This window comes from Natronolimnohabitans innermongolicus JCM 12255 (assembly GCF_000337215.1).
Taxonomy (GTDB): Archaea; Halobacteriota; Halobacteria; order Halobacteriales; family Natrialbaceae; genus Natronolimnohabitans; species Natronolimnohabitans innermongolicus.
This window is the reverse complement of the sequence record NZ_AOHZ01000041.1, coordinates 246,957-269,912: the sequence shown is the minus strand read 5'-3', so window position 1 is coordinate 269,912 and position 22,956 is coordinate 246,957. Positions and strand designations below refer to the sequence as shown.

At 65.3% G+C, this 22,956-nt stretch carries 21 protein-coding genes and 1 tRNA gene; 11 read left to right on the top strand and 11 right to left on the bottom strand.

The features are described from left to right. The 4 genes from trpD to trpG all read left to right on the top strand — a co-directional run. A partial coding sequence (gene trpD, locus C493_RS09030) for an anthranilate phosphoribosyltransferase (RefSeq protein WP_007259124.1) occupies window positions 1–559 on the top strand: 559 nt, incomplete at its 5' end. A gap of 1 nt (window position 560) precedes the next feature. Next, complete coding sequence (locus C493_RS09025) at window positions 561–1,235, top strand: phosphoribosylanthranilate isomerase (RefSeq protein WP_049889259.1); 675 nt, start codon at window positions 561–563, stop codon at window positions 1,233–1,235. Next, window positions 1,232–2,995, top strand: a complete 1,764-nt coding sequence (gene trpE, locus C493_RS09020) for an anthranilate synthase component I (protein WP_007259122.1) — start codon at window positions 1,232–1,234, stop codon at window positions 2,993–2,995. The genes C493_RS09025 and trpE overlap by 4 nt, the downstream gene beginning before the upstream one ends. Beyond that, the gene (trpG, locus tag C493_RS09015) at window positions 2,992–3,717 is read left to right on the top strand and encodes an anthranilate synthase component II (RefSeq protein ID WP_007259121.1); all 726 of its coding nucleotides are present in this window, start codon (window positions 2,992–2,994) and stop codon (window positions 3,715–3,717) included. Before trpE ends, trpG begins: the two co-directional genes overlap by 4 nt. A 129-nt stretch (window positions 3,718–3,846) precedes the next feature. Here the strand turns inward: trpG and C493_RS09010 are convergent, their stop codons facing one another. Next, window positions 3,847–4,029 carry a hypothetical protein gene (locus C493_RS09010; protein WP_007259120.1) on the bottom strand — a complete coding sequence of 61 codons (183 nt, stop codon included), beginning with the start codon at window positions 4,027–4,029 and terminating at the stop codon, window positions 3,847–3,849. Window positions 4,030–4,546: 517 nt separating this feature from the next. On the opposite strand from C493_RS09010, the gene C493_RS09005 reads away from it, so the two are divergent. The 3 genes from C493_RS09005 to C493_RS09000 all read left to right on the top strand — a co-directional run bounded on the left by C493_RS09005 (window position 4,547) and on the right by C493_RS09000 (window position 9,719). Then, a complete protein-coding gene (locus C493_RS09005) occupies window positions 4,547–8,800 on the top strand; it encodes an intein-containing adenosylcobalamin-dependent ribonucleoside-diphosphate reductase (RefSeq protein ID WP_007259119.1) in 4,254 nt (1,417 codons plus the stop codon). Window positions 8,801–8,926: 126 nt separating this feature from the next. Further along, on the top strand, window positions 8,927–9,100 hold the full coding sequence (locus C493_RS23385; protein WP_162832290.1) for an HVO_2523 family zinc finger protein: 174 nt from the start codon (window positions 8,927–8,929) through the stop codon (window positions 9,098–9,100). A gap of 82 nt (window positions 9,101–9,182) precedes the next feature. Continuing rightward, complete coding sequence (locus tag C493_RS09000) at window positions 9,183–9,719, top strand: response regulator (protein WP_007259117.1); 537 nt, start codon at window positions 9,183–9,185, stop codon at window positions 9,717–9,719. 80 nt (window positions 9,720–9,799) lie between these two features. Here C493_RS09000 and C493_RS08995 read toward each other — a convergent pair whose 3' ends face one another. Then, window positions 9,800–10,588: a TVP38/TMEM64 family protein gene (locus C493_RS08995; protein WP_007259116.1), complete on the bottom strand. Its 789-nt coding sequence runs from the start codon at window positions 10,586–10,588 to the stop codon at window positions 9,800–9,802. A gap of 98 nt (window positions 10,589–10,686) precedes the next feature. On the opposite strand from C493_RS08995, the gene C493_RS08990 reads away from it, so the two are divergent. Beyond that, window positions 10,687–11,085 (top strand): DUF5830 family protein, encoded by a 399-nt coding sequence (locus C493_RS08990; protein WP_007259115.1) that lies wholly within the window; start codon window positions 10,687–10,689, stop codon window positions 11,083–11,085. Window positions 11,086–11,171: 86 nt separating this feature from the next. Here C493_RS08990 and C493_RS23810 read toward each other — a convergent pair whose 3' ends face one another. After that, a complete protein-coding gene (locus C493_RS23810; RefSeq protein WP_007259114.1) occupies window positions 11,172–12,698 on the bottom strand; it encodes a DUF7115 domain-containing protein in 1,527 nt (508 codons plus the stop codon). 102 nt (window positions 12,699–12,800) lie between these two features. Here C493_RS23810 and C493_RS22620 point away from each other — a divergent pair. Then, window positions 12,801–12,954, top strand: a tRNA-Met gene (locus tag C493_RS22620). Between the two features lie 434 nt (window positions 12,955–13,388). Here C493_RS22620 and C493_RS08980 read toward each other — a convergent pair. From C493_RS08980 to C493_RS08960, 6 genes are all read right to left on the bottom strand, one after another. Next, window positions 13,389–13,688, bottom strand: a complete 300-nt coding sequence (locus C493_RS08980; protein ID WP_049889244.1) for a HalOD1 output domain-containing protein — start codon at window positions 13,686–13,688, stop codon at window positions 13,389–13,391. Window positions 13,689–13,801: 113 nt separating this feature from the next. After that, entirely contained in the window at window positions 13,802–14,248 is a 447-nt protein-coding gene (locus C493_RS24135) for a helix-turn-helix domain-containing protein (RefSeq protein WP_338042052.1), read from the bottom strand. Then, complete coding sequence (locus tag C493_RS08975) at window positions 14,173–16,860, bottom strand: PAS domain-containing protein (RefSeq protein ID WP_338042050.1); 2,688 nt, start codon at window positions 16,858–16,860, stop codon at window positions 14,173–14,175. The genes C493_RS24135 and C493_RS08975 overlap by 76 nt, the downstream gene beginning before the upstream one ends. Window positions 16,861–16,938: 78 nt before the next feature. Then, window positions 16,939–17,268 carry a cupin domain-containing protein gene (locus C493_RS08970; protein WP_049889257.1) on the bottom strand — a complete coding sequence of 110 codons (330 nt, stop codon included), beginning with the start codon at window positions 17,266–17,268 and terminating at the stop codon, window positions 16,939–16,941. Between the two features lie 56 nt (window positions 17,269–17,324). Then, on the bottom strand, window positions 17,325–18,410 hold the full coding sequence (locus C493_RS08965) for a DNA-methyltransferase (RefSeq protein ID WP_007259111.1): 1,086 nt from the start codon (window positions 18,408–18,410) through the stop codon (window positions 17,325–17,327). Between the two features lie 185 nt (window positions 18,411–18,595). Further along, window positions 18,596–19,273, bottom strand: a complete 678-nt coding sequence (locus tag C493_RS08960) for a hypothetical protein (RefSeq protein ID WP_007259110.1) — start codon at window positions 19,271–19,273, stop codon at window positions 18,596–18,598. Window positions 19,274–19,739: 466 nt separating this feature from the next. On the opposite strand from C493_RS08960, the gene C493_RS08955 reads away from it, so the two are divergent. Next, window positions 19,740–20,384 carry a hypothetical protein gene (locus C493_RS08955; protein WP_007259109.1) on the top strand — a complete coding sequence of 215 codons (645 nt, stop codon included), beginning with the start codon at window positions 19,740–19,742 and terminating at the stop codon, window positions 20,382–20,384. 57 nt (window positions 20,385–20,441) lie between these two features. On the opposite strand, the gene C493_RS08950 is transcribed toward C493_RS08955, so the two are convergent. Further along, window positions 20,442–21,095: an NADPH-dependent FMN reductase gene (locus C493_RS08950; protein WP_007259108.1), complete on the bottom strand. Its 654-nt coding sequence runs from the start codon at window positions 21,093–21,095 to the stop codon at window positions 20,442–20,444. Between the two features lie 90 nt (window positions 21,096–21,185). Beyond that, window positions 21,186–22,157 carry an HhH-GPD family protein gene (locus tag C493_RS08945; protein WP_007259107.1) on the bottom strand — a complete coding sequence of 324 codons (972 nt, stop codon included), beginning with the start codon at window positions 22,155–22,157 and terminating at the stop codon, window positions 21,186–21,188. Between the two features lie 444 nt (window positions 22,158–22,601). Between C493_RS08945 and C493_RS08940 the strand changes: the two genes are divergently transcribed. Then, window positions 22,602–22,925 (top strand): hypothetical protein, encoded by a 324-nt coding sequence (locus tag C493_RS08940; protein ID WP_007259106.1) that lies wholly within the window; start codon window positions 22,602–22,604, stop codon window positions 22,923–22,925. Window positions 22,926–22,956: the final 31 nt, after the last annotated feature.

Below are 22,956 nucleotides of genomic sequence, written 5' to 3'. Positions count from 1 at the left end.
TGCGATGAAGGCCGTTATCGGTCCGCGAAAGGAGCTCGGTATGCGGACGATCTTCAATATTCTCGGGCCGCTGACCAACCCAGCCGGTGCCAACGGTCAGGTCGTCGGCGTCTACGATCCGGACCTCGTCCCCGTTCTCGCGGATGCGCTCGCGCGGATGGACGTTGAGCGCGCGCTGGTCGTCCACGGTGCCGGTACGGACGAAATCGCCATCCACGGTGAGAGCGTCGTCGCGGAGGTTTCCGGCGAGAGCGTCGAGAAGTACACCCTCGAGCCGGCCGACCTCGGACTCGAGGAGTACGAGATTGAAGCCATCGCAGGCGGCTCTCCAGAGGAGAACGCGGCGGATATGCGCGGGATCGTCGAGGGGGATATCACGGGTGCAAAGCGCGACGTTATCCTCGCGAACGCGGGCGCGGCGGTCTACGTCGCCGGCGAGGTAGACTCGCTCAAGGAAGGTGCCGACGCCGCGCGCGAGGCGATCGAGTCGGGTGACGCGGCGGCGAAACTCGAGCGACTCTGCGGTGAAGTCGCCGAGCCGGGACCGGGAGGTCGATGAGATGACTCGCGTCAAGGTCTGTGGACTCACGCGCGAGGACGACCTCGAGGCAGCCGTCGACGCGGGCGCTGACGCGGTCGGGATCATCTGTGACGTGCCCGTCGAGACGCCCCGCGAAGTGTCGATCGATCGGGCGCGCGAGCTCGCTGCGAGTGTCCCGCCGTTCGTGACGAGCGTACTCGTGACGATGGGCGAGGATCCGACGAAGGTATCCGACCTCGAGGAGCGTGTCGAGCCGGACGCGATCCAGCATCACGGAACGCCTGCAGTCGACGAGGTCGCCGAACTCCATGCGTCGATCGACGCGCAGTTCCTGCTCGCCGTCGGCGCCGACGATGTCCCAGAACTCGAGCTCGCGGCCTACGACGAACTCGTCGACGGCGTGCTCGTCGATACGCCCGCAGCGGACGGCGGTGGAGGAACCGGTGAGACGCACGACTGGGATCGGACGAGAGACGTGGCGGCCGAACTCGAGTCGCCGTTGATCCTCGCCGGCGGGCTGACGCCCGAGAACGTCGCGAACGCCGTTCGGACGGTCGATCCCTTCGCCGTCGACGTCGCGAGCGGCGTCGAGGCGAGCGGGGGTGTGAAAGATCACGACGCCGTGTCCGCGTTCGTCGACCGTGCGAAAGCCGCACAGCGAACGGCGGACCACGAGACACCAGTCAACCTATGACGAACGCAGATAGCGCCGCCGACGAAGAGAGACGCGGAGACCGCGCGGCTGATTCCGCGTTCGACATCGACCGCGAGACGTTCCGAGAGTATGCGGAGACGGCGGGAGACGACCCCGTCGTCGTTCGGGCCGTTGCGACGCTGGACGTCGAGACGACTCCGCTGTCGGCCTACGCCGCACTCACCGGACGTTCGGCGTCGAGCGACTGCGAGCGCTCACCGTACGCGTTCCTCCTCGAGAGCGCGGAAAAGACGGCCTCGAGTGACCCCGACGGTGCCTTCCGTCCGAGTTCGGCGCAGGCGGATCGTCATGCGCGTTACTCGTACGTCGGCTACGATCCGGACGCCGTCGTGACGGTCGAACCCGACGGGACGACCGTCGACGCGCTGGATCCCGACGCGCCGCTCGAGTTGATCGAGACGACCGACGCCGACGAGGACGATACGGTCGACGCGTTGCGCGCGGCGATGCCCGACGTTCACTTCGCGAACGCGCCCGACCACGACCGTCAGCACCTGACCGGCGGACTCGTCGGGTTTCTCGCCTACGACGCCGTCTACGACCTCTGGCTCGAGGAGGTCGGACTCGAACGTCCCGATTCGCGGTTCCCGGACGCGCAGTTCGTCCTGACGACGAAGACGCTCGCGTTCGACGAGCGCGACGGGACGATTTCGTTCGACTGTACGCCGATTATCGAGGCCGACGACGATCCGGATGCGGTCTACGACGCACTGCTCGAGGAGGCCGCCGCGGTCGCCGAAACGCTTCGCGAAGCCGAGGCGCCCGAGACGGGCGGATTCGTTCGCGAGACGGAAGTCGCGGGGCCGAAAGACGAGTACGAAGAGAGCGTCCGCCGGGCCAAAGAGCACGTTCTGGACGGCGACATCTACCAGGGCGTCGTCTCCCGGACGCGAGAACTCTACGGCGATGTTGATCCGCTCGGTTTCTACGAGGCGATGCGGGAAGTCAACCCGTCGCCGTACATGTACCTACTTGAGCACGACGACCTAACTGTCGTCGGCGCGAGTCCCGAGACGCTGGTCTCCGTCCGCGGTCGCGAGGTCATGTCGAATCCGATCGCCGGGACCTGCGACCGCGGCACGAGTCCGGTCGAAGATCGGCGACTCGCCGGCGAGATGCTGGCTGACGAGAAGGAACGCGCCGAGCACACGATGCTCGTCGATCTGGCACGAAACGACGTTCGCCGAGTGTCGGAGGCGGGATCGGTCCGCGTCGACGAGTTCATGAACGTCCTCAAGTACAGCCACGTCCAGCACATCGAGTCGACGGTGACGGGCGAGTTAGCTGGGGACGCGGACGCCTTCGACGCGACCCGCGCCTCGTTCCCCGCGGGGACGCTCTCGGGCGCGCCGAAGGTCCGTGCGATGGAGATCATCGACGATCTCGAACTCGAGCCTCGCGGTCTCTACGGCGGCGGTGTCGGCTACTACTCCTGGTGTGGCGACGCGGACTTCGCGATCGTGATCCGGACCGCGACCGTCGAGGGCGGTGTGGCGCCACCCGAGACAGCCGAGCGGACGGACGGGAGCCGGCCGGGTGGCGAACTGGATCGGATCACCGTCCGGGCCGGCGCCGGCCTGGTCGCCGACAGCGATCCGACCGCCGAGTACGAGGAGACGGAACAGAAGATGGGCGGCGTACTGGCGGCGCTCGAGGCGATCGAACTGCCGGGCGGGAGTGGTGATAACGGGGACGACGCTGCCCACGAGTCCGAATCCGCGCCGGAGGTGGGTCGATGAGTCCGCCCGTCGAAACGGATGCTGGCGAGGCCGAATCGAGCGACGCGGAGCCACTTTCGGTTCTGTTCATCGACAACTACGACTCCTTTACGTACAACCTCGTCGAGTACGTCAGCCAGCAGGAGGGAACCGAGACCGAGGTGCTGAAAAACACCGCCTCGCTCAAGGCGGTTCGGGCCGTCGATCCGGACGCGATCATCATCAGTCCAGGGCCGGGCCATCCGAAGAACGACCGCGACGTGGGCGTCACGATGGACGTTCTCCGCGAGGTGAGCCCCGACGTCCCGACGCTTGGCGTCTGCCTCGGGCTCGAGGCGGCCGTCTACGAGTACGGCGGCACGATCGGTCGGGCGCCGGATCCGATCCACGGCAAGGCCTCCGCGGTCGACCACGACGGCGAGGGCGTCTTCGCTGGCCTCGAGCAGGGGCTGCGCGCAGGACGGTACCACTCGCTGGTCGCGACCGAGGTACCCGACTGTTTCGAGGTCACGGCGACGGCCGAACACAGCGCGGAACACAGTCCTTCGAGAGACAGCGACGCTGGCTCTGTGGCGGCGTCACAAAACGACGGGGAGACGCTCGTGATGGGCGTCCGCCACCGAGAGCATCCGATCGAGGCCGTGCAGTTCCACCCCGAGAGCGTCCTCACGGCCGCGGGCCACGACGTAATCGAAAATTTCCTCGCGTCCGTGAGTGCGTGTCACGACGCCACCATCGAATAGTCCGGTTTTGCTCTGATTTTGGCGATGGTAGCGCCGACTTCGAGTCGCAGCGCTCGAGTAGGGACGGCGAAAAAACGAATCGAGATAGTCGAGTCAGATCTATCGCGCGTTCGATGGCCGTCTGGCAGTTCAGACGCCGGGGAGCAACTCGAGGGTCCCGGTCGCCCACAGGGCGGCGAGGACGACGGCGGCGACGAGGCCGACGCGGATAGCCAGTTTGATCGCAATACGGATCGCGATAATCGCGACGGCGAAGGCGGCCAGGGCTGCGAGGACCAGCAGGGCGGTCGATGAAGTCAACGGATCGAGCATACGATACCCCCTGTCCTACAGCTACGTAATCTTTCTGGATGTGATGAGTGATCAGTCACAAACACAGTTCTACTGGGGAAGGTATCGTCACCATCGAGACGAGTACGCATCGATCGCGACGTGATCCGACGATCGGTGTGCAGTGACGTTCAGCGGCCACTACATCCGACGAGAGAGCGCCGACACGATGAAACTGTGACTACCAGAACGAGTCACGTATCTGGCGGTTGGGACTACTTTCAGTTCGCTCTGAAAATCGTTAAGACCGTCCGCGTTGTAGTGGCGTACAACCACGGTCACGACCGAGTCGGACGTCACGGTCGGACTCGAAACGTCAGGACAACAGAGTCATCTATACAACCAGAATTGTCCTAATACAAGAAAAGCAGGACAACAACACCCGGTTTTAAGATGGCTCGATGACTACCGAACCTTCGTCACGAACAATGAGACCCAGGACCCGGATTCACGCCAGAATCGCCACCCTCCGGCGGGGCAACGCCGAGGTGACCCGCGCATGAGCGGCTCGGAACTCTCCGCGGAAGAACTGACCCTCCCGATCAAGCGCACCGAGGGCGAGACGCTCGAGGAGCGCCTGACCGACAACGCCTACCAGAACATTCTGCCGGCGCGGTATCTCCGCAAGGACGCGGACGGCGAACTCATCGAAGAGCAGGAAGATCTCTTCGATCGCGTCGGCAAGAATATCGCCCTCGCGGAGGCCGTCTACGAGGCCGAAAAACGCGACCTCGAGATCACGGTCACGCCCGACCAGCTCAAACCCGACCACCCGCGACGAGACGAACTCGCCGAGGAGGTCTTCGGTACCGGCGTAACGGCCGACTCGGACGCGGAGACGACACTGACCGAGTACAACGTCAACAAGTTCGCCTACGACACCGTCGTCCCCGAACTCCCCGACGAGGTTCGCGAACACGTCGAGGACGTCGCCGACACGTTCACCGAGGGAATGGAGAGTCTCTCCTTTATGCCGAACTCGCCGACCCTGATGAACGCGGGCGACGAGCTTCAGCAGCTCTCTGCCTGTTTCGTCATGAGCCCCGACGACGACCTCTCGGACATCCACGAGACGGCAAAGAAGGCCGCGGAGGTCTTCCAGTCCGGCGGCGGCGTCGGCTACGGTTTCTGGCAGCTTCGTCCCTACGGCGACGCGGTCGGTTCGACGGGCGGCATCGCCTCGGGACCGATCACGTTCATGCGGACCTACGACCAGCTCTGTGAGACCATCGCCCAGGGAGGCACCCGACGCGGCGCCCAGATGGGCATCATGCGTATCTCCCACCCCGACGTCATCGAGTTCATCCACGCCAAGAACAAGGACGTCTCGCTGGCTCACTGTCTGCGACTCAACGACCCCGACGACTACACCTACACCTCCTTCAGCGAAGCCTTAGAGGAGGCCCGCAGCCTCATCGACGAGGACGGTCGGGTGCCAAAGCACCTGCGAAACGCCGTCGAGGGCCACCTCTCGAATTTCAACATCTCCGTCGGCGTCACCGACGACTTCATGGAGGCCGTCCTCAACGACGAGGAGTACACCTTCACCAACCCGCGAACCGAAGAGCCCCACATCGCGACGGAAGAGACCAAGGAAATGTACAGCCGCTACGACCTCGGCGAACACGTCGAGGTCGGCGAGCCGCTGTCGATCCCCGCCGAACTCGTCTGGGAGCGCATCGTCGAAGGCGCCCACGAAAACGGCGAACCGGGAGTGATCTATCTCGAGCGAGTGAACAAGGAACACTCCTTCGACGTCGAGAAACAGGACGACCACCGAATTCTCGCGACCAATCCGTGTGTCACTGGTGATACGCTCATAAGCACCGAGCGTGGTCTCGTCCCTGCAGAAGAGCTGTACGAGCAGGGTGTCGCAACTGATGTCGTTGTCGACGGCCGGCTCAGCGAGGATTCGGTCAAAGAAGCCAGTAGCGTCTACAAAACCGGCGAGAAAGACGTCTACAAACTGACGACCGAAGAAGGGTACGAGCTTCGACTTACTGCAGACCACCGCGTCATGACTGACGACGGCTGGGTCGAAGCACAGGACCTCGATGCTGGTGATACGGTTCATATACAGAACCGGAAAGGCGGATTCGGTCAGCACGGAACCGCTAAAGAAGGTCGAACACTCGGCTGGCTCGTCGGCGATGGCCACCTCAAACACGGTGAAGAGCGGGCCGTCTTGAACTTCTACGACGACGATGCCGAAATATCCGAAGCGCTCGCTGATGACGTTAATGAAGTCGTTCGTGAGCCGCTCGGTAACGCGAACTACGAGATTGGAGTCAACTCGATTTCCCGCGACGACGGTTACCGCGGTGCGCAGGCAATCGAGCAGCGAATTCGGTCGACTCGTCTGTACGAGTACGCCGAAGAAGTCGGTCTGACGGAAAACAAGCTTCAGGTTCCCGATGAAGTGATGCGCGGCAGCGAGGAGATGGCGCGCGGTTTCCTTCAGTCGCTGTTCACTGCGGATGGTTGCGTTCAGGGCAACGTCGAAAAGGGCGTCTCGGTTCGTCTGTGGAGTTCCGATTCCGATCTTCTCGGCGAAGTTCAGCAGTTACTCCTCAACTTCGGCATCGCAAGCAAGATCTACAAAGACCGTAAGGAAGCTGGCAGTCGGGAGCTCTCCGATGGCCGTGGCGGGACAAAAGAGTACGAGACGAAAGCACAACACGAACTCGTTATCGTCAAAGACAACCTCGAGCGGTTCGCCGACGAGATTGGGTTCCTGCTCGATTACAAGAGCGAAGCGCTCGAGCAGCGTCTCTCGGAGTACGACCGTGGCCCGTACAGCGAGCGATTCGAGGCCACTGTTCACACCGTCGAGCACGATGGACACGAATCCGTTTACGACCTAACAGAGCCAGATACGCACTCGTTCGTCGCGAACGGTCTCATCGTTCACAACTGCGGGGAACAGCCCCTCGAGGAGCACGAGGCCTGTAACCTCGGCCACATCAACCTCTCGACGCTCGCCGACCGGAGCGCACCCGACTGGCGCGTCTGGTCCGAGGAGCACGCCGACGAGTACGATTCCTTCGAAGACGCCGTCGACGCCTTCTTAGCGGAGGCTATCGACTACGAGGAATTCGACGATCGCATCGAGTACGGCACGCGCTTCCTCGAGAACGTCGTCACGATGAGCGACTTCCCGGTCCCCGAGATCGAGCAGAAGGTCCGGGAGATGCGCAAGATCGGCCTCGGCGTCATGGGTCTCGCACAGCTGTACATCCAGCTGGGCATCAAGTACGGCAGCGAGGAGGGCAACGAGGTCGCCCGCCAGCTGATGACCCACATCAACAACGGTGCGAAAGCAAAGAGCCACGAGCTCGCGACGGAGCGAGGCTCGTTCGCCGACTGGGAGGACTCGAAGTACGCCGAGCCGACGGAGTACCGCGAGTGGTTCGAGAAACAGACCGGCGAGGACGCCGACGACTGGGCGGACGGCTACCCGATTCGCAACCACAACGTGACGACCATCGCCCCGACCGGCACGACGTCGATGGTCGGCAACACCACGGGCGGCTGCGAACCCATCTACAACGTCGCCTACTACAAGAACGTCACCGACGACGTTCAGGGCGACGAGATGTTAGTCGAGTTCGACGACTACTTCCTGCGCGTCCTGGAGGACAACGACATCGACGTCGACGCCGTCAAGGAGGAGGCCCAAGAGCAGATGGCGACCAACCAGTTCGACGGCGTCGAGGGGCTCTCGACGGTCCCCGACTCGATCGGCGAACTGTTCGTCATCACGTCGGATCTCTCGGCGAAACAACACGCCGCCGTCCAGTGTGCCTGCCAGGAGGGCGTCGACTCCGCCATCTCGAAGACGGTCAACGCGCCCAACGACTCCACGCTCGAGGACGCCAAGGAAGTCTTCGAGTGGGTCTACGAGCACGGTGGCAAGGGCGTCACCTACTACCGCGACGGCACCCGCTCGAAGCAGGTGCTGACCACCCGCGCCGACAACGCCGACTTCGCCGACGAGACCGAAGCCGCGGAAGCGCTCGCCGACCAGATCGACGAGATCTTCGGCGGTCTCGAGGCCTTCCTCGAGAGCGAGGAGGTCCAGGACGTCCTCGAGGCGGATGTCGGTTCGCTGGTCGCCGAGGACGACGTCACCGAGCCCGTTCAGGTCGACTTCACCGAGAAGCGCGAGCGACCCGACGCCTTGCAGGGCGTTAGCCAGCGCATCGATACCGGCTACGGCAAGGTCTACGTGACGATCAACGAGGACCCCGAGACCGGCCAGCCGTTCGAACTGTTCGCGAACATCGGCCACTCCGGTGGCTTCACGAACTCCTTTACCGAGGCGCTCGCGAAGGTCATCTCGACCTCGCTGCGCTCGGGCGTCGATCCCGAGGAGATCGTCGACGAACTCTGTGGCACGCGCAGTCCGAAGGTCGCCTGGGACAAAGGCGAACAGATCCAGTCCATCCCGGACGCCATCGGCACCGCGATGCGTCGCTACCTCGAAGGCGAGATCGACAAGCCGTACCCGAAACAGCAGACGCTCGAGGAGTCGGCTGAGACCGAGGCAGACGCCGAGGTCGAGTACGACGGCCCGCAGACAGACGGCGGCGCGGCAGCCCAGAGCGGGGGCGCCACCGACGCCGACAGCGACGCGACGCAGGACCTCATCGACGCCGGCGAGTCGCCGGAGTGTCCCGACTGCGGTTCGATGTCGCTGTACTTCTCGGAAGGGTGCAAAACCTGTGAGTCCTGTGGCTGGAGCGAATGTTGAGCGACGGTAGAAGCGCGTAGTCTCCCGTTTTGGGACTTTTCGATTTCATTTCTCGATTCGCGACGACCGACGTGACACTCGAGTCCGACCACCAGAACTTAGCCGCGGTCGGCCGATAGCAGTCCCATGGCCGCTGACGACGAGGACAGTGGGACGGGAGCGAGCGAATCGACAGTGGACACCGCCTCGAGTGGTGCCCCGACCTGTCCGCACTGCGAGGCACCGCTGTACAAACGCCACTGCAAGTACGTCTGTCCGCAACACGGACCGATAATCGATTGTAGCGATCCGTTCCGCTAGCGGCGACTCACCGCCCGACTCAGCCCGTGAGTCTCCCGGTACTGATACAACCCGATAGCGTCTGTTTTCGGCCAGCAATCGCATGTCTTCGAAACCGACGATCCTCGTCGTCGACGACGAGCGTCAACTCACTGATCTCTATGCGACGTGGGTCGACGAGGATTACGACGTACTGACCGCCTACGACGGCCGCTCGGCGCTCGAGCAAATGAGCGCCGCGGTCGACGTCGTCCTGCTCGATCGCCACATGCCGGACCTCAACGGCGACGAGGTGCTCGAGCGGATTCGAGCGGCGGGTCACGACTGTTGGGTAATCATGGTGACGGCGGTCGATCCCGGGCTCGATATCGTCGAACTGGACATCGACGACTACGTGACGAAGCCGGTCTCGAGGGCGCAACTGACCCGTATCATCGAAAACCTTCGCGTCCAGTCGCGGTACGCCGGCGACGGCCGCCGGGAGCTGGCCGCGCTCTCGAACAAGATGGAGACGCTGGAAGACGAGGCGCCCCTCGAGAACGTCGAGGAGTCGGCGGCCTACCAGGAACTCGAGGACGATCTCACGGAACTGAGCGATTCGCTGGTCGACGCCGAGCCGGCGCCACATCGGCCTCGCTGAGCGCATCTTGTTGCTCGGCGGTCCGCGGTCGGCGTTTACCGTCCGGCAGCTGGTGTTCGACGTGCGACGTTCTCTCCGCGCTATCGGTCCGTCATCTGTCCACCCGCTCGAGCGCCGCGTCGCGTTCGAACGAGTCGGTAGGCCGGTCCGGCCAGGAGGACGGCGGCGGCGAACAGACACGCGGCGGTGAGCGCGAATCCGAGGTCTCCCAGGCCGTCGGTTCGGATCGTCGCGGCCGACGCGCCGACGACGACGCCGGCGACCGTCCACGGCAGTTCGCCGATCGCCGTTCCGAGAACGAGATGGCGCAGACGAACGCCGCTGGCCGTCGCGGCCGCACACGTTGAGACGTCCGAGGGGATCGGTGCCAGCCGCGAGGCGACGACGCCGCGGGTCGGCCCCGCCGTCTCGTAGTATCGGTCGACGGCGTCGCTCGCCTGCTCGAGAACGGTATCGAGCGGCCCGAGCGATGTACGCGGTGTAGACGCTGCGGACGCGGAACTCGAGGCGCGTGACGTCGCGCCCGGGTCGCGTTCTGCCGTCGGCTGGGGTTCGGCCCCCGCGATCCAGCGAGCGGCGAGGAAGACGGGGATCACGGTGACGACGACGCCGAGCAACGCGATCGGAACGCCGAGTGCGACGCCGAAGCCGTAGCCGACGACGACGGCGAGCGGCGTCGTCGGAAGCGCGAACAGCGGCCGGGCGAGATAGAGGCCGGCGACGACAAGCGCGAACAGCGCGGGATCGGCCGCCGTCGCCTCCAGTCGGCCCAGCAGCGACGACGGCGAGATGAGCGCGCCCGCAGCGAGGATCGCGCCGATCACGGTGACGGCGAGCAGCGCTCGCGTTCGCGCCGACGGAAGCGACATCGGTTTCGATCGCCGTTTCCCCTCCAGCGTTGAAACTTTTCTGTCTCGACTGAATCGGGACGGAACGTTTATTCGGCCGGAACGGGCACCACTCACCGATGGACCGCGAGGAGCGACGAATGGCGACGGCCGTCGACGCCGACGACGACCGAGTTGCGCTCGGTCTGGCGCTGCTCGAGCGCCTGGAACACGAGTCACTCGAACTGCCCGACGTCGTCGATCGGATCGAGACGGTGACGAGCGATCCCGCCGTGACGCGGACGATTCTCGACGAGGCGGAACTCCGCGGGATCATCGACCGCGAGGACGGGATTATCCGCCCGAAGAGTCGCCAGTACGTCAGCTTCGAACAGGACGTGATCACCAAGGAAGGCGAGTTTACCTGCCGGCGCTGTGGCTCGAGTCTCTCGACGGGTCACTTCATCAATCTCGACGCCGGCGAACTGGGGCCGTTCGGCTCGTCGTGTATTCGGAAGGTGACGGGGCGGGACGACTGATCGGACGGGAACGAGAGCGGCGTCGACGCCGGGGCGGTCGAAGACGAGACGTGGGCAATCGGTGGTGGTCGTCCGTTTGTCGCGCGTCAGCGGTTCGAACGGAGTTCGGACACTAACTGCTCGATCGTCGCCTGCTGTTTTTCGATGAGTTCGGTCTGCCTGTCGACGGCGGCCTCGAGGGATTCGACCCGCTCGAGGAGTTCGGAATCGGTCGGCGTTGCCTCCCGATCAACGTCTTCATCACTACCTGGCTCGAGGGCGCCGGACTCGTCGGTGACCGGCGCAGCGCCGGCAGCTCCGTAGTCGAGGGCGTCGTCTTCCGGTGTTGTCTCGGGCGTCTTACTCGTCGCTCCCGTCGACTCCGCCGCCGCTTGTGTTTCGTCGAGCGCGGTTTCGACGTCGTCGACCGCAGTAGACGCCGCGTCGCCGCCGGCTTCCGTATCGAGCGTCTCTGTTGTCGCGCTCGAGTGCGAGTTCCCGTCACGGCGGTTGTGAGCGGTAGATTGCGACCCGCCTTGTTGTGCCGTCTGCTGTGTGTCCCGCGTAGCTGACTGTCGAGACTGAGACTGAGAGTGGGTGTGAGACTGCGACTGCGGCTGGGACCGTGACTGGGCCGACTGCTGGTCGGCTTCGGATCGATGAGTCGACCGAGCGGAGGACTGCTCGAGGTCCTGTTTCTGTTCGATGTTCTGTTTTCGTTCCCCTTCCCGTTCGGACTGTGCGACCTCGGCCTCGGCCTCGGTCCCGGCCGACGGATCGGTCGCCGTTCGGTCTCCGTTCGCGTTCGCTGGACGCGAGTCGGTCGGTTCTCCGGCAGCCAGCGGATCGCCTCCGTGCCCGGGCGTCCGGGTCGTATCGCCGGTTGCGTCGGATTCGGATGTCTCGTCGGCGTCCAGCTCCGGCGGGTTAGCGTCGAGCGGGTCGACGCCGTCGCCGAAGTCGACGGCGCCGCGGCTGCGGCCGTCGTCCTCGTCAGTTCCGAGCGTGCGGTTGAGTTCCTCGAGCGAGGCGACGTCGTGATAGGAACAGAGCGCGCGCTTGAGTCGTTCGCGGAGGTCGTTCGCCTCCTCGTTAGGGGCTTTGATCCGCTGCGGGCGGCCGTCGACCGTGAGGACGATCTGGGTGGCGACGCTGCCGTCCTCGAAGGCGAGTTGCGTCACGTCCTCGAAGTGGTACTCCTCGTAGTCGCCGTCCCAGACCGCCGCGCCGATGTGCTTGACCAGACGGTCGCTCGTGACGATCAGCGTCAGCTCGCTGAAGCGGTAGGTCTTGACGACGGTTTCTCCGGGGTCGGTGATCCCGTTGCCGTTGAGGACGCCGGCCAGCACGGGGTGGAGGACGTCGTCGGTCTTGTCGCCGGGGATCGAGAACTGTTTCGTCCCCTCGAGCGGATACTCGAGGGTGAGTTTGGTCTTCCGTCGCCCTTCCGAGAGGGTCAGCCGCTCGGCTTCGTGGGGGAACTCGTCGACCGATTCGTCGCTCAAGAGCCCGTCCGAGCGATAGACGAGTGTGGCTGACGGGGTGATGAAAAGTTCGTCGTCGCCGCCCAGAGAGACTCGAGCCGCGATTTCGTCGCCGTCGAGAGTAGAGTGGACGATGCCGGGAACGCTCATGCGCGGGTGTTGGGAAGGCCGTATGATAAATCCGTGGGTCGGGATTACACGCCCGTCGGGAATGAGAAGGTTAAAGAAAGACAGGCGACTACCGGAGAGTGAGCCCGGGTGGCTTAGCTGGACATAGCGCCGCACTCATAGGGTTCAGAGATTCGGTGCGGTTTCGCCTTGGAAGCCTCCGTGTCCCCTCGAGGACTCTGCCGAGCCTCGGACCTGGGACATGCGGAGATCGAGGGTTCGGAGCCCTCCCCGGGCATTTTCGAAGACGCCACGAGTCGAAGACGAGTGGCAACGCCGAAAATACCCAGGGAGGCGGAGAACCCGGTAGGTCTCACGCGAGCGCCAGCGAGCGTGAGGCAGGAAATCCCGGAGGGATTTCCGTGGTTCGGAGGCCTCCCTGCAAGTTCTCGAGTCCGGTCCATCGCGCCTCGAGTCTCCGCTCCGGTCGCGATGGCTATCGCGCGCCAGAGGACGGAACGGCGAGTACCGACGACGAACCGAGCGGCGAGTTCATCGTTCGGGCGGTCCACTCGTGAGGGCTGTGCTGGTTGGGATCGTCGCCCATCGTCGCCACTGGAAGCCGACGTACTCCTGGTCGCAGGGCGGCGTCGCGATCGGCTGGAAATCGGTTCAGTGGCTACTATCGCTATCGAGGACGATCCAAGAAAGAACGTAGTATGACGCGTCCAGTTAGGCCGATTCGACCCGGATCTGCCCGTCGGCAGAGACGGTTATCAGGCACTCGGTGTACTCGAAGGTAACCGAACCGCCGGCTCGAACGCCGTCCGCACGCGGCTCGAACAGTCGCTCGAGCGCGTCGGTATCGATGGTGTAGTGAAGCGGCTCGAGATCGGTCACAGGTTCGTCGCTGAACGTCGCAACGGCGTTGACGACGGCGACGCTCAGTGGTTCGGCATCGAGGCGATCGTACTGCACAACGTGTGTGTCCGCCGTTTGTGCGGACGAAGATCGTGAAGTCATTTCTGTCATGTCTTTTGCGCCCCCCCAGTGCTATCCGTTGAAAGACAAGTGCCTTTCACGGTTCCGAGTAAAGAAGCTGATTGTTAACGTGTTAACTATACCGCTTGGAAACGGTTATACAGTTAACCCCGATCCGAAGTTCCGCCGAACAGCGCTGTGAAAAGCTTGTTCTCGGCCGCTCTCACGTGCTTGTGGAAGGCTGGCGACGAAATCCCCAGCGTTTCGGCGATCGATTCCCCGGTCGCCCGTCGGGGCCACTCGAAGAAGCCGCCGTGGTAGGCGGTTCGAACGACCTCCCGCTGTCTCTCCGTCAGCTCCTCGAGGAGGCCGTTGCGGGTGGCGACGTCGATCGTCGGTTCGGTGTCGGTCGTCCGCTCGCGACGGGCGACGAGCGACACCGCGAATCCGCGACGGTCGAGTTCCTCCAGCAGTTCGCGCACTTCGACCGTTTCCGGGACGGCGGCGATCGCTCGCGTCTCGTCGCCGTCGCCGATCAGCGACCGAAGCACGCCGCCGTGGGCATCGATGACGCTCCCGAGGAACTGCGCCGTATACCGGAGTTGGAGCAGCGTCTCGTCGTCGCCCCCTCGAGTTCGACGCGCGCGTCGAGGTGGTCGGCGAGCCGAGCGAGCGGCGTCGCCGCCTCGAGTCCGAACTCGAGTTCGACCATCGATCGGTCGTTCTCCATCGCTCCCTTTCGCTTGACCGCGTCGATGGCGTAGCCGACGGTTTCGCCGAGTTCCGACAGCATCGAGCGGAGTGGATCGTCGAACGCGTCTCGATCGTCGCTGTAGAGGGTCAAGACGCCGTAGAGGAACCCCTCGTAGACCAGGGGAACGGCGTAGACCGACTGAAAGTTTCGCGAGAGGGCGGCGCCGCGCCACGCGCCGTCGCGGATCGACTCGCCGACGTTCGCGACCGAAACCGGGTCGCTGGTGTGTGCGGCTCGTCCGGCGGGTTCCGCGGCGGAGTCGTCGACGGCCGTCACCGTGACCGCGTCCAGATATCCCCGTTCCTGGCCGGCAGTAGCCTGCGGACGGAGCTGACTCCCGCCCGGATCCGGTTCGCCCAGCCAGGCGAACGAACAGACCTCGAGATCGGTGAGCAACTCGCAGATGCCGCGCTCGATTTCGTCGCGGGAGTCGGCCATCAGCAGTAACTCCTCGACGTTCTGGCGCACCTGGCTGGCCTCGTGGAGCTGCTCGAGGTGGGCGTTCTGTCGTTCGAGTTCCCATTCGTGGCCGTGGAGTCGTCGCGTCCGAGAGATTCGGTCGAGGGCGGCTTCGGCGGTTCGGGCGAACAGGGTCGCCAACTCGAGTGTCTCGTCGTCGTACCGACCCGGTTCGGGATCGTACGCGGCTAGCAATCCGTGTTCTCCGATCGGGACGTACAGCGCGCTCTCGGCGTTCGCGGGTCGATCGAACGCCCGCGAGACCGCTTGGACGTTGTCGAATCGAACGGCCGTTTCGTCGACGAACGCCCGCCAGACAGTGTTTCCGTCCGGCTGGAGGCGCGAGGGGTGCCCGACGATCGACTCGAGCGCCGGCGAGTAGGCCGTCGGCACGAGTTCGTTCCGGCGTTCGTCGTAGCGATAGACGACCGCCTCGAGGTCCAGGACGTCGGCTGCGACGTCGACCATGTACTCGCAGGCGGCCTGCTCGGACTCGACGGTCAGTAGGTGGCTCGTCGCCTCGTGGAGCGTGTTCAGCGTCTCCTGGTACTGGGCGCGCTCGGTGACGTCGACGGCGATGCCGATCACGCGCTCGACCGCGCCGTCTTCGACGATCGGACGGTACCAGGATTCGAAGACGCGATCCGCGAGCGTTACCGAGGAGTGAATCCGCTGGCCGGCCAGTGCCGCCCTCGAGTCCGCGCGGATCGGCCGGTGGTCGGCGAAGACGTCGAACACCGACTCGCCGACGACGCCGTCGGCGAACCGATCGATCCGATCGAGGACGTGTCCTTCGGCGAGCGTGATCGTCCCGTCGCCGTCGAGGACGAAGAGGGCGACGGGGACGTTCCGTACCAGCGTCTCCAGTCGTTCGGTTCGTTTCTCGAGCGCTCGTTCGCGGTCGACGCGCTCGGTGACGTCCCGAAAGTACACCGAGAGCCCCGAGTCGGACGGATACAGGCGGACGTGATACCAGCGGTCGGTCGGTTCGTAGTAGTGTTCGACCGTCCTCGGGTCGCCGGTTCGCAACGCCTCCAGCGCCGCGTCGTGGAAGGGCGTTTCCCGAAGAGCCGGGAAGAGGTCGACGATGCGGCGACCGAGGGCAGCCGAGGGATCGATATCGAGACGGTCGGCCGCCTGTTCGTTGACGTAGGTAAACCGACCGTCCGAATCGAGCGCGTAGAACGCGTCGCTGATCCGTTCGAGCGACGATTCGAGTTTCTGCTCGGCCCGATGGGAGGCCGTCACGTCGCGAATCGACGCGACGATGCCGCCGATCCCGTCGGCAGACCGTTCGGTTCCGTCGGCGAGTCGATTAGTGAGGACGGCTCGGTGGACGTACCAGGCTCCGTCAGCGTGGCGACACCGGTATTCGACCGTCGCGGTCGTACCGGGGCCGTCGGCGCGGAGGGTCTCGAACGTCGTCCGGACCGTCGCCACGTCGTCGGGGTGGACGTACTCGAGGACGTGCGTTCCGAGCAGCGCCTCGTCGTCGTACCCGCCGGTCGGCCCGGTCGATGGCCCGACGAACGTGATCGTGCCGTCGGCGTCGACGACGAGCACCAGATCCGAGGTGTGCTCGAGCAGCGTTCGGTACCACTCGTCCCGTTGCCGGGTCGTCCGCCGCTCGCGCTCCGCTCGAACGGTTCGTTGCAGTCGGTGGGCGAGCAACGACGGACGTTCGGCCGGTGGCTGACCGACGACGTCGAGCGCCCCGGCGTCACAGAGGTCCTCGACGCGGTCACAGTCGGACGAAGCGGCGTCGATCGCGACGACGACCGGACACGCGTCGATCGCGTCGATCGCGTCGAGCGCCGCGCAGTCGTCGGCGAGTACGCAGTCGAACGAATCGAGGTCGATCGGTTCGAGTTCGGTCGTCGGATCGATCGGTCCGCGGAGTGCGACGTCGCCGTCGTCGAACTCCGTTACCGTCGTCTGCAACCACGCCGACGAACCGACGGCGAGCGCTCGAATCGCCGTGGTATCAGGAACTTCGAGACCGCGATGCATACCCCTCGGTGAACGGGTACGGATAAAAATGTCGTGCAAAAAAGTCGAAACGTCCCGTCGTTTCGGACGGAATCCGTTCTACGACGGCAACGGGCAAAGACTCGCCGTAAACACGACTCGCTCGTCGGTCTCGTTTCGCGCCCCGTGGACGTCTCCGCGCTCGTGGTGGACGACTCCCGGCGCCTCGACCGACTCGCTGTCGTCGCCTCGGACGACCGTGACGGTCCCCTCGAGGACGTGGAAGACGTTCGTGCTGTTCGGATGGTCGTGGGGCTCGAGTTCGGCGTCCGGACCAAGCGCGAACGCTTTGACGAGCACGTCGTCGGTGACGACTAACTCCGCCGTTTCGACCGCGCCTTCCGCGGGATCCAGGTCGTCGACCGCTGCGGGATATTCGTCGAGCGTCATGGGCGCCGTTTCGTCGCGCGACGTCATAAATCTCGAGTCGATGGTCGTCTCTCGAATCACTCGGGCGCCAGCGGCTCGTGGGTCGTCCGATAGGCGTACTCGGTGTCTTCGGTCGCGTCGGCGTAGTCGACGTCGGCGCCGACGTCCGCGACGTCGGTTACCTCGCGCAGGCGGAGGTCACGTTCCATCTTCGTTACGACGGGCGTATCGTAGTGGGCGGCCTCGTAGTCGAAGGACTTCCCCTCCTCGCGGCGACGGCTGACGAACTCCCGGTGGCGCTCGAGTCGCCGCCGGCCGATCGATCGAGACAGCCCGGGAACCTCGTCGGTCCGGTCGTCGAACACCTCGACGAACGAGGGCTCGAGTTCCGCCCCGACGGAGTCTCGGCCGGCACACATCGCGGCGAGCGACGTGGTTCCGGTCCCCCAGAAGGGGTCGAGGACGGTGTCGCCGTAGGCGGAGTACATACAGATCAGTCGGTAGGGAATCTCGAGAGGGTAGGCCGCGGATCGATCCCGCAGGTCGTCGCCGGCGAGCGCCTGTAGCTCACCCTGCACGTCGGTCCAGACGTCAGAGAACCAGCGGTTGCGTTCCTCCCAGAAGTAGGCGGCCTCGTAGCGGTGGTCGGCCCCCGGCTCGAACGACCGGCTGTCCGCGCCCTTCCGGAAGACGAGCACGTACTCGTGTTCTAAGGTGACGTAGGCGTTGGGCGGGATCATCCCGCTGCCCATGAACTTCGCGGCGCTGTTGGCCGGCTTGCGCCAGAGGATATCGGGCAGCGGGTCGAACCCGCGGGACTCGAAGGCCTCGAGGACGCGGGCGTGGTTGGCGTACACCCGGAAGCTGTCGTCGACGGACCGGGTCGCGTCGCCGACGTTGATACAGGCGATGCCGCCGTCGACGAGCACGCGCTGGATCTCGTCCCAGACCTGCTCGAGCTGGGCGTGCATCGCGTCGAAGGCCTCGCGACCGTCGCCCGACTCGAGCGCGTCGCCGATCGCGGGGTCGAGACGGGTAAAGAGGTCGTCCCACATCTCGATCATGGGATACGGCGGGGACGTGACGACGAGTTCGACTGACGCGTCGTCGACCGCCCCGAGGTCTCGGGAGTCGCCGACGAAGACGCGGTGGGTCGTCTCCATTGGATGACTGTGGCGGCGACGACCCCTTAGCTCCTTCGTCGGGAGCGCCCGCGATGGGTGACCCGTCCGCTCCCCGTCGCCGCCGAGTCGATCGAATCGGTAGCGCAGTCGCTCGCGGTCGTCGTCACAACCGATCCGAAACTGATCGACGGGGTCCGAGATCGAAACGTACGGCGTCCGTCCCGTTACTCGCCTTTCGCTTCCGCGTCCGCATCAGCTTCGTCGCTCTCGTCGTCCTCGTCGTCCTCGTCGTCCGTCTCCGCTTCGGCGCCGCCGGTCGTCAACTCGTCCGTCTCGCTGTCCTCGAGGTCGTCGGTCGCCGCTGGTTCGAACTCTTCGATCGGCTCCCACTCCTCTTCTTCGCCGCCGGCGAAGCGGCGCCGGGCGACCGCGATCGCGGCGACGGCACCAACCAGCAACAGGAGCTTCGGGAGTCGACTCGAGCCGCCCTCGTCCTCGACGTCGACTTCCGGCTCGGCTTCGGACTCGGCGGCCGTGCCGGCGTCGGCGTCGGTCTCGCTGTCGTCGTCCCCGGTGACCGACGAGACGGCCTCCTCGGCGGTCGACCCGATCTCCTCGCCGCGACCGTCCATGACGTCTTCGATGATCTCCGGTTCCTCGACGTCGTCGAGCGACGTGTCCTCGAGCGCCTCGGATTGCCGTCCCGCGAGGAAGCCGACCGCGGCGCCGATTCCGAAGAGCGCGCCGGCAAGCGGCAGGCGCGACCCGCTCGAGGCGGTCCCTTCGGACTCCTCGACGGCCTCGAGGATGGAGTCGCGCAGCGGCGATTCCATCCCGATTCCGACCGCTTCCTTGACGACCAGCTCCGACAACGTCTGCTCCTGTTGCTCGCTTTCGGCCATAATCGGCCACGTCCACACCCGCGTAAATAATTCTGTCCAACGTTTCCAGTATTCGAATCGGTCTCTCGACAGTTACGGACTGACTACGAGCCATCGAACGGTCTTGTAGCCACCACTTACGACGCGACCGACCGCTCGAGGCCCTCGAGACGGACGATTGTCGCGCTCTGATCGCTCGTTTTCGAATCGGCCGCCGTCGTCTCTCGCACTGAAACTGACCGCGTGTCGACTCGTTCGGCAGTGAACGCTCGAGACACACGTCTCGGTTCCGTACTGAACGAGAACGACCTACAATCTATTGAGAGATCGACCGTTCTTCACGTCTCTGGGCGGCGAAAAACGGTCGCTGAAACAGAATATTAGCTGTTTCCGCCCACCGACTCGAAGAATCGGCGCTGTACGCGACCGTTACCGTGTGAGATAATGACTTCCATAACGAAGCCCCTTGCGTGTGAGGGGGTGTGGTATGAGCGTCATTCGGCAACCCGGCATCCTCGGCCGCACGGCTCGGCGGCGGGTGGTCGGCGTGACCGCGGCGCTCTCGGCCGCCACCGTCGAAGCCGTCGCCGTCGGCGTCTGGTTTTCCCTCGTCGCCGGCTCTCGGACGACTTCGACGGCGCTGGCCGGACTCGGTATCCTCTTCTGTGGCGCGTTGGTGCGCGCGATCGTCTTCGGCGCGACGGTCAACGAGGTCGGCGACCTCCTCAAGCCCGAGCGGCTCTCGGCGGCGCTGCTCCTGACGGGCAGCTGGCTCGTCTGGCTGCTGGTCGCCGAACTGATCGGCGGCGTCGGCGGCATCGTCGTCGCCGGCGTGGTGCTCGCCGGCGCGCTCACCGCACAGCTGTTCGTCGAACGCCGCGTCTTCTGTCTCCGCTCGACGTATCTGACGACCCGCACGCCCCTCGTCCCCGGCTGCCTGCTGGCAGCCGGCGCGTCGGCGCTGCTGGCCGCCGTCTGGTTCGTCGACGTCACCCTCGCGACGCCGCCGATCCCCCTCGAGGCGACGACGGTCGTCCTCCGGGTCGACGCCCTCCACGTCGGACTCGTCCTGTTCGGACTGTTCGCCTTCCTCGCCCATCAGCGGCGGTTCGAACGGCTGCTCGAGCCCTGAGCGTGAGCGACCGGCCGTGACCGACCGTGACAACGGATCGTGGTCGCCTCTCAGTCGCTACTTCCCTTCGGCGCCGACGTTCTGGTCGCTCTCGAAGGAGTCCGGATCCGGCTCGATCGTCGCGTACTGCACCGCGCGCCGGCCGAGCGTCGCGACGCGCTCCTCGAGTTTGTCGTCGACGAACTCGCCGTCCGCGACGGCAGAGCCGGCGTTCGGAACCGCGGCCTCGTGGGGGATCACCCACGCGTTCAGCGCGCGACAGACCGAGCGCATGTGCTCGAGGGTGGTCACCGGGAAGGCGCCGCCCGAAACCGCGAGCAAGCCGACCGTCTTGTCGCGGAACTCGTCGAACCCGCAGTAGTCGATGGCGGTCTTCAGCGGCGAGGAGTAAGAGCCGTGGTACATCGGCGAGCCGAGGACGATCGAGTCGGCTCCGCGCAGACGGGCCGCCAACGCTTCGGCGTCGCCGGCGTCCTCGCGGTCGCGGTCGGCGTCGAAGGTCGGTAACTCGAACTCGCGCAGGTCGAGCAACTCGGTTTCGGCGCCGGCGCGGTCGGCGGCCTCGAGGACGCGCTCCAGCCCGACGCACGTCGTGCTCTCTTCCCGGAGGCTGCCACAGACGGCGACGACGCGGACGGGGTCCGCGGCGACACCGGCGTCGGTATCGACGTCGCCGCCGGCGGAGTCGGAACCGCTGTCGGAGTCTGCCATGCCCACACCGACGACAGCGGGCGTCAAATAAGCGGGCCAAGCGCCACGGCCGGCGCTTCGTCGCGCGGACTCGAGCGCTCGAGTCGACCGTTACCGACGGAGTCGGGCGACGAGTTCGTCCTCGGCGCCCGATTCGGGGTCGTCGATATCGACGAGTCCGTCGTCCTCGAGGTCGGTGAGCAAGCCGGTGAGCCACTCGCGGCCGTACTCGCCGCCGGGCGCGTAGTCGACGCGGATCCGGTGACCGAGGGTGTCCAGTTCGAGTTCGTCGTACTCCCGCAGGGTACCGATCACGCGGCCGCGAAACTGGCGGCGGCTGCCCTCGAAGCTCGGCTGCGTGGGGACGTCGGGCGCGGTGAAATCGCCGCTGGCGTAGGCGCCACACCACTCGCGCCAGGGGCAGCCGACCTCGTCGCAGCGGGGCGTCTGCGTACAGGCGACGCCGCCCAGTTCCATGATCGCGTTGTTCCAGACGCGCGACTCGCCGTCGGGCATGAGGTCGTTCGCGGCCGACTCGAAGGCCGCATCGTCGTCCGGGATCGAGAACGTGCGGTAGGTGACGCGTTTGACGTTCGTGTCGACGACCGCGTCGCCGTTGTTGAACGCGAAGCTCGCGACGGCGTTTGCGGTGTAGGGGCCGACGCCCATGAGCTCCTGTAGTTCGTCGGGTTCGGTCGGGAACTCGCCGTCGTACTCCGTTTCCACCTGCGCGGCCGCTTCGTGCAGGTACTTCGCCCGATTGTTGTACCCGAGGCTGTGGTCGGTCCAGAACCCGACGACGTCCGCCCGGTCCGCGTCGGCGAGCTCGGCCGTGGTGGGCCAGCGCTCGAGGAATGCTTCCCAGGCCGAGACGACGCGATCCAGCTGGGTCTGCTGGCTCATCACTTCGCTGACGAGGATCTCGTAGGGATCGTCCGTCCGACGCCACGGGAACTCGCGGTGGTCGCCCTCGTACCACGCGATCAGGGCCTCCTGGACCGACTCGAGGTCGTCGGGGAGCGTCCACTCCTCGCCCCCGTCGGTGTCGGCGCCGGCGCCGCCGTCGCCATCGCTCTCACTCATCGGTCGTCCTAGCGAACGGGGCGTCTTACTGGTGGCGGTTCGCGACCGGCCGACGACGTCAGCGACGAAGCGCGCATTTCTGCGATGCAGTTGGCGCGGTTCCGCGATGCAGTTGCCGAGTCATGCGCTGTGGCGCGCGCTGTCGGTCGGCCGAGCGGAAGCGAGGACGTCCGATTCCGACGCGCGAGGGATGAGCGAGGGAAGCGAGCGAATCGGCTGGGGAGGATGTGGAAACCCTCGCTGCCAGCGTCAGCGCACAACCATTTCGACCAGCGTGCGTTGTACGACCATCTCAATCGCCACGCAGATCTCCAATTTCAATCGCCACGCGTCTCTCCAACGCGCTCGTCTCAGAATCGAACGCCGTAGCATCGACGAGCGACGGGCGACGAGCGACGAGTCGACCACGAAAGCCCTATCCCCTCGGCTCGAGTCCCCTCCCGTATGAGTCTCGACGATCTCAACGACGACCTGACGGACGCCTACGGCGACCTGGACGACGAACTCTCGATCTCGCTCGATCGGGAGACCAGAAACGAACTCGCCCTGCTCGATGCCGCCCTCGAGCCCGAGGAGACGGACGAACTCGTTCGGCGGGCGATCCACATGCTGTTCCAGTCGACGGTCGACACCGGCAAGCTCGACTTCCAGTTGCGCTCGGGCTACGACGTCACCTACGACGAGTATCTCTCGGGGATGACCTTCGAGGAGATGACCGGCGCCGACCAGTACCCGACGATGGACGACGAGCGACGCTACCAGTTCTGAGCCCGCGACTCGAACCGGGGACTCGAGTCCG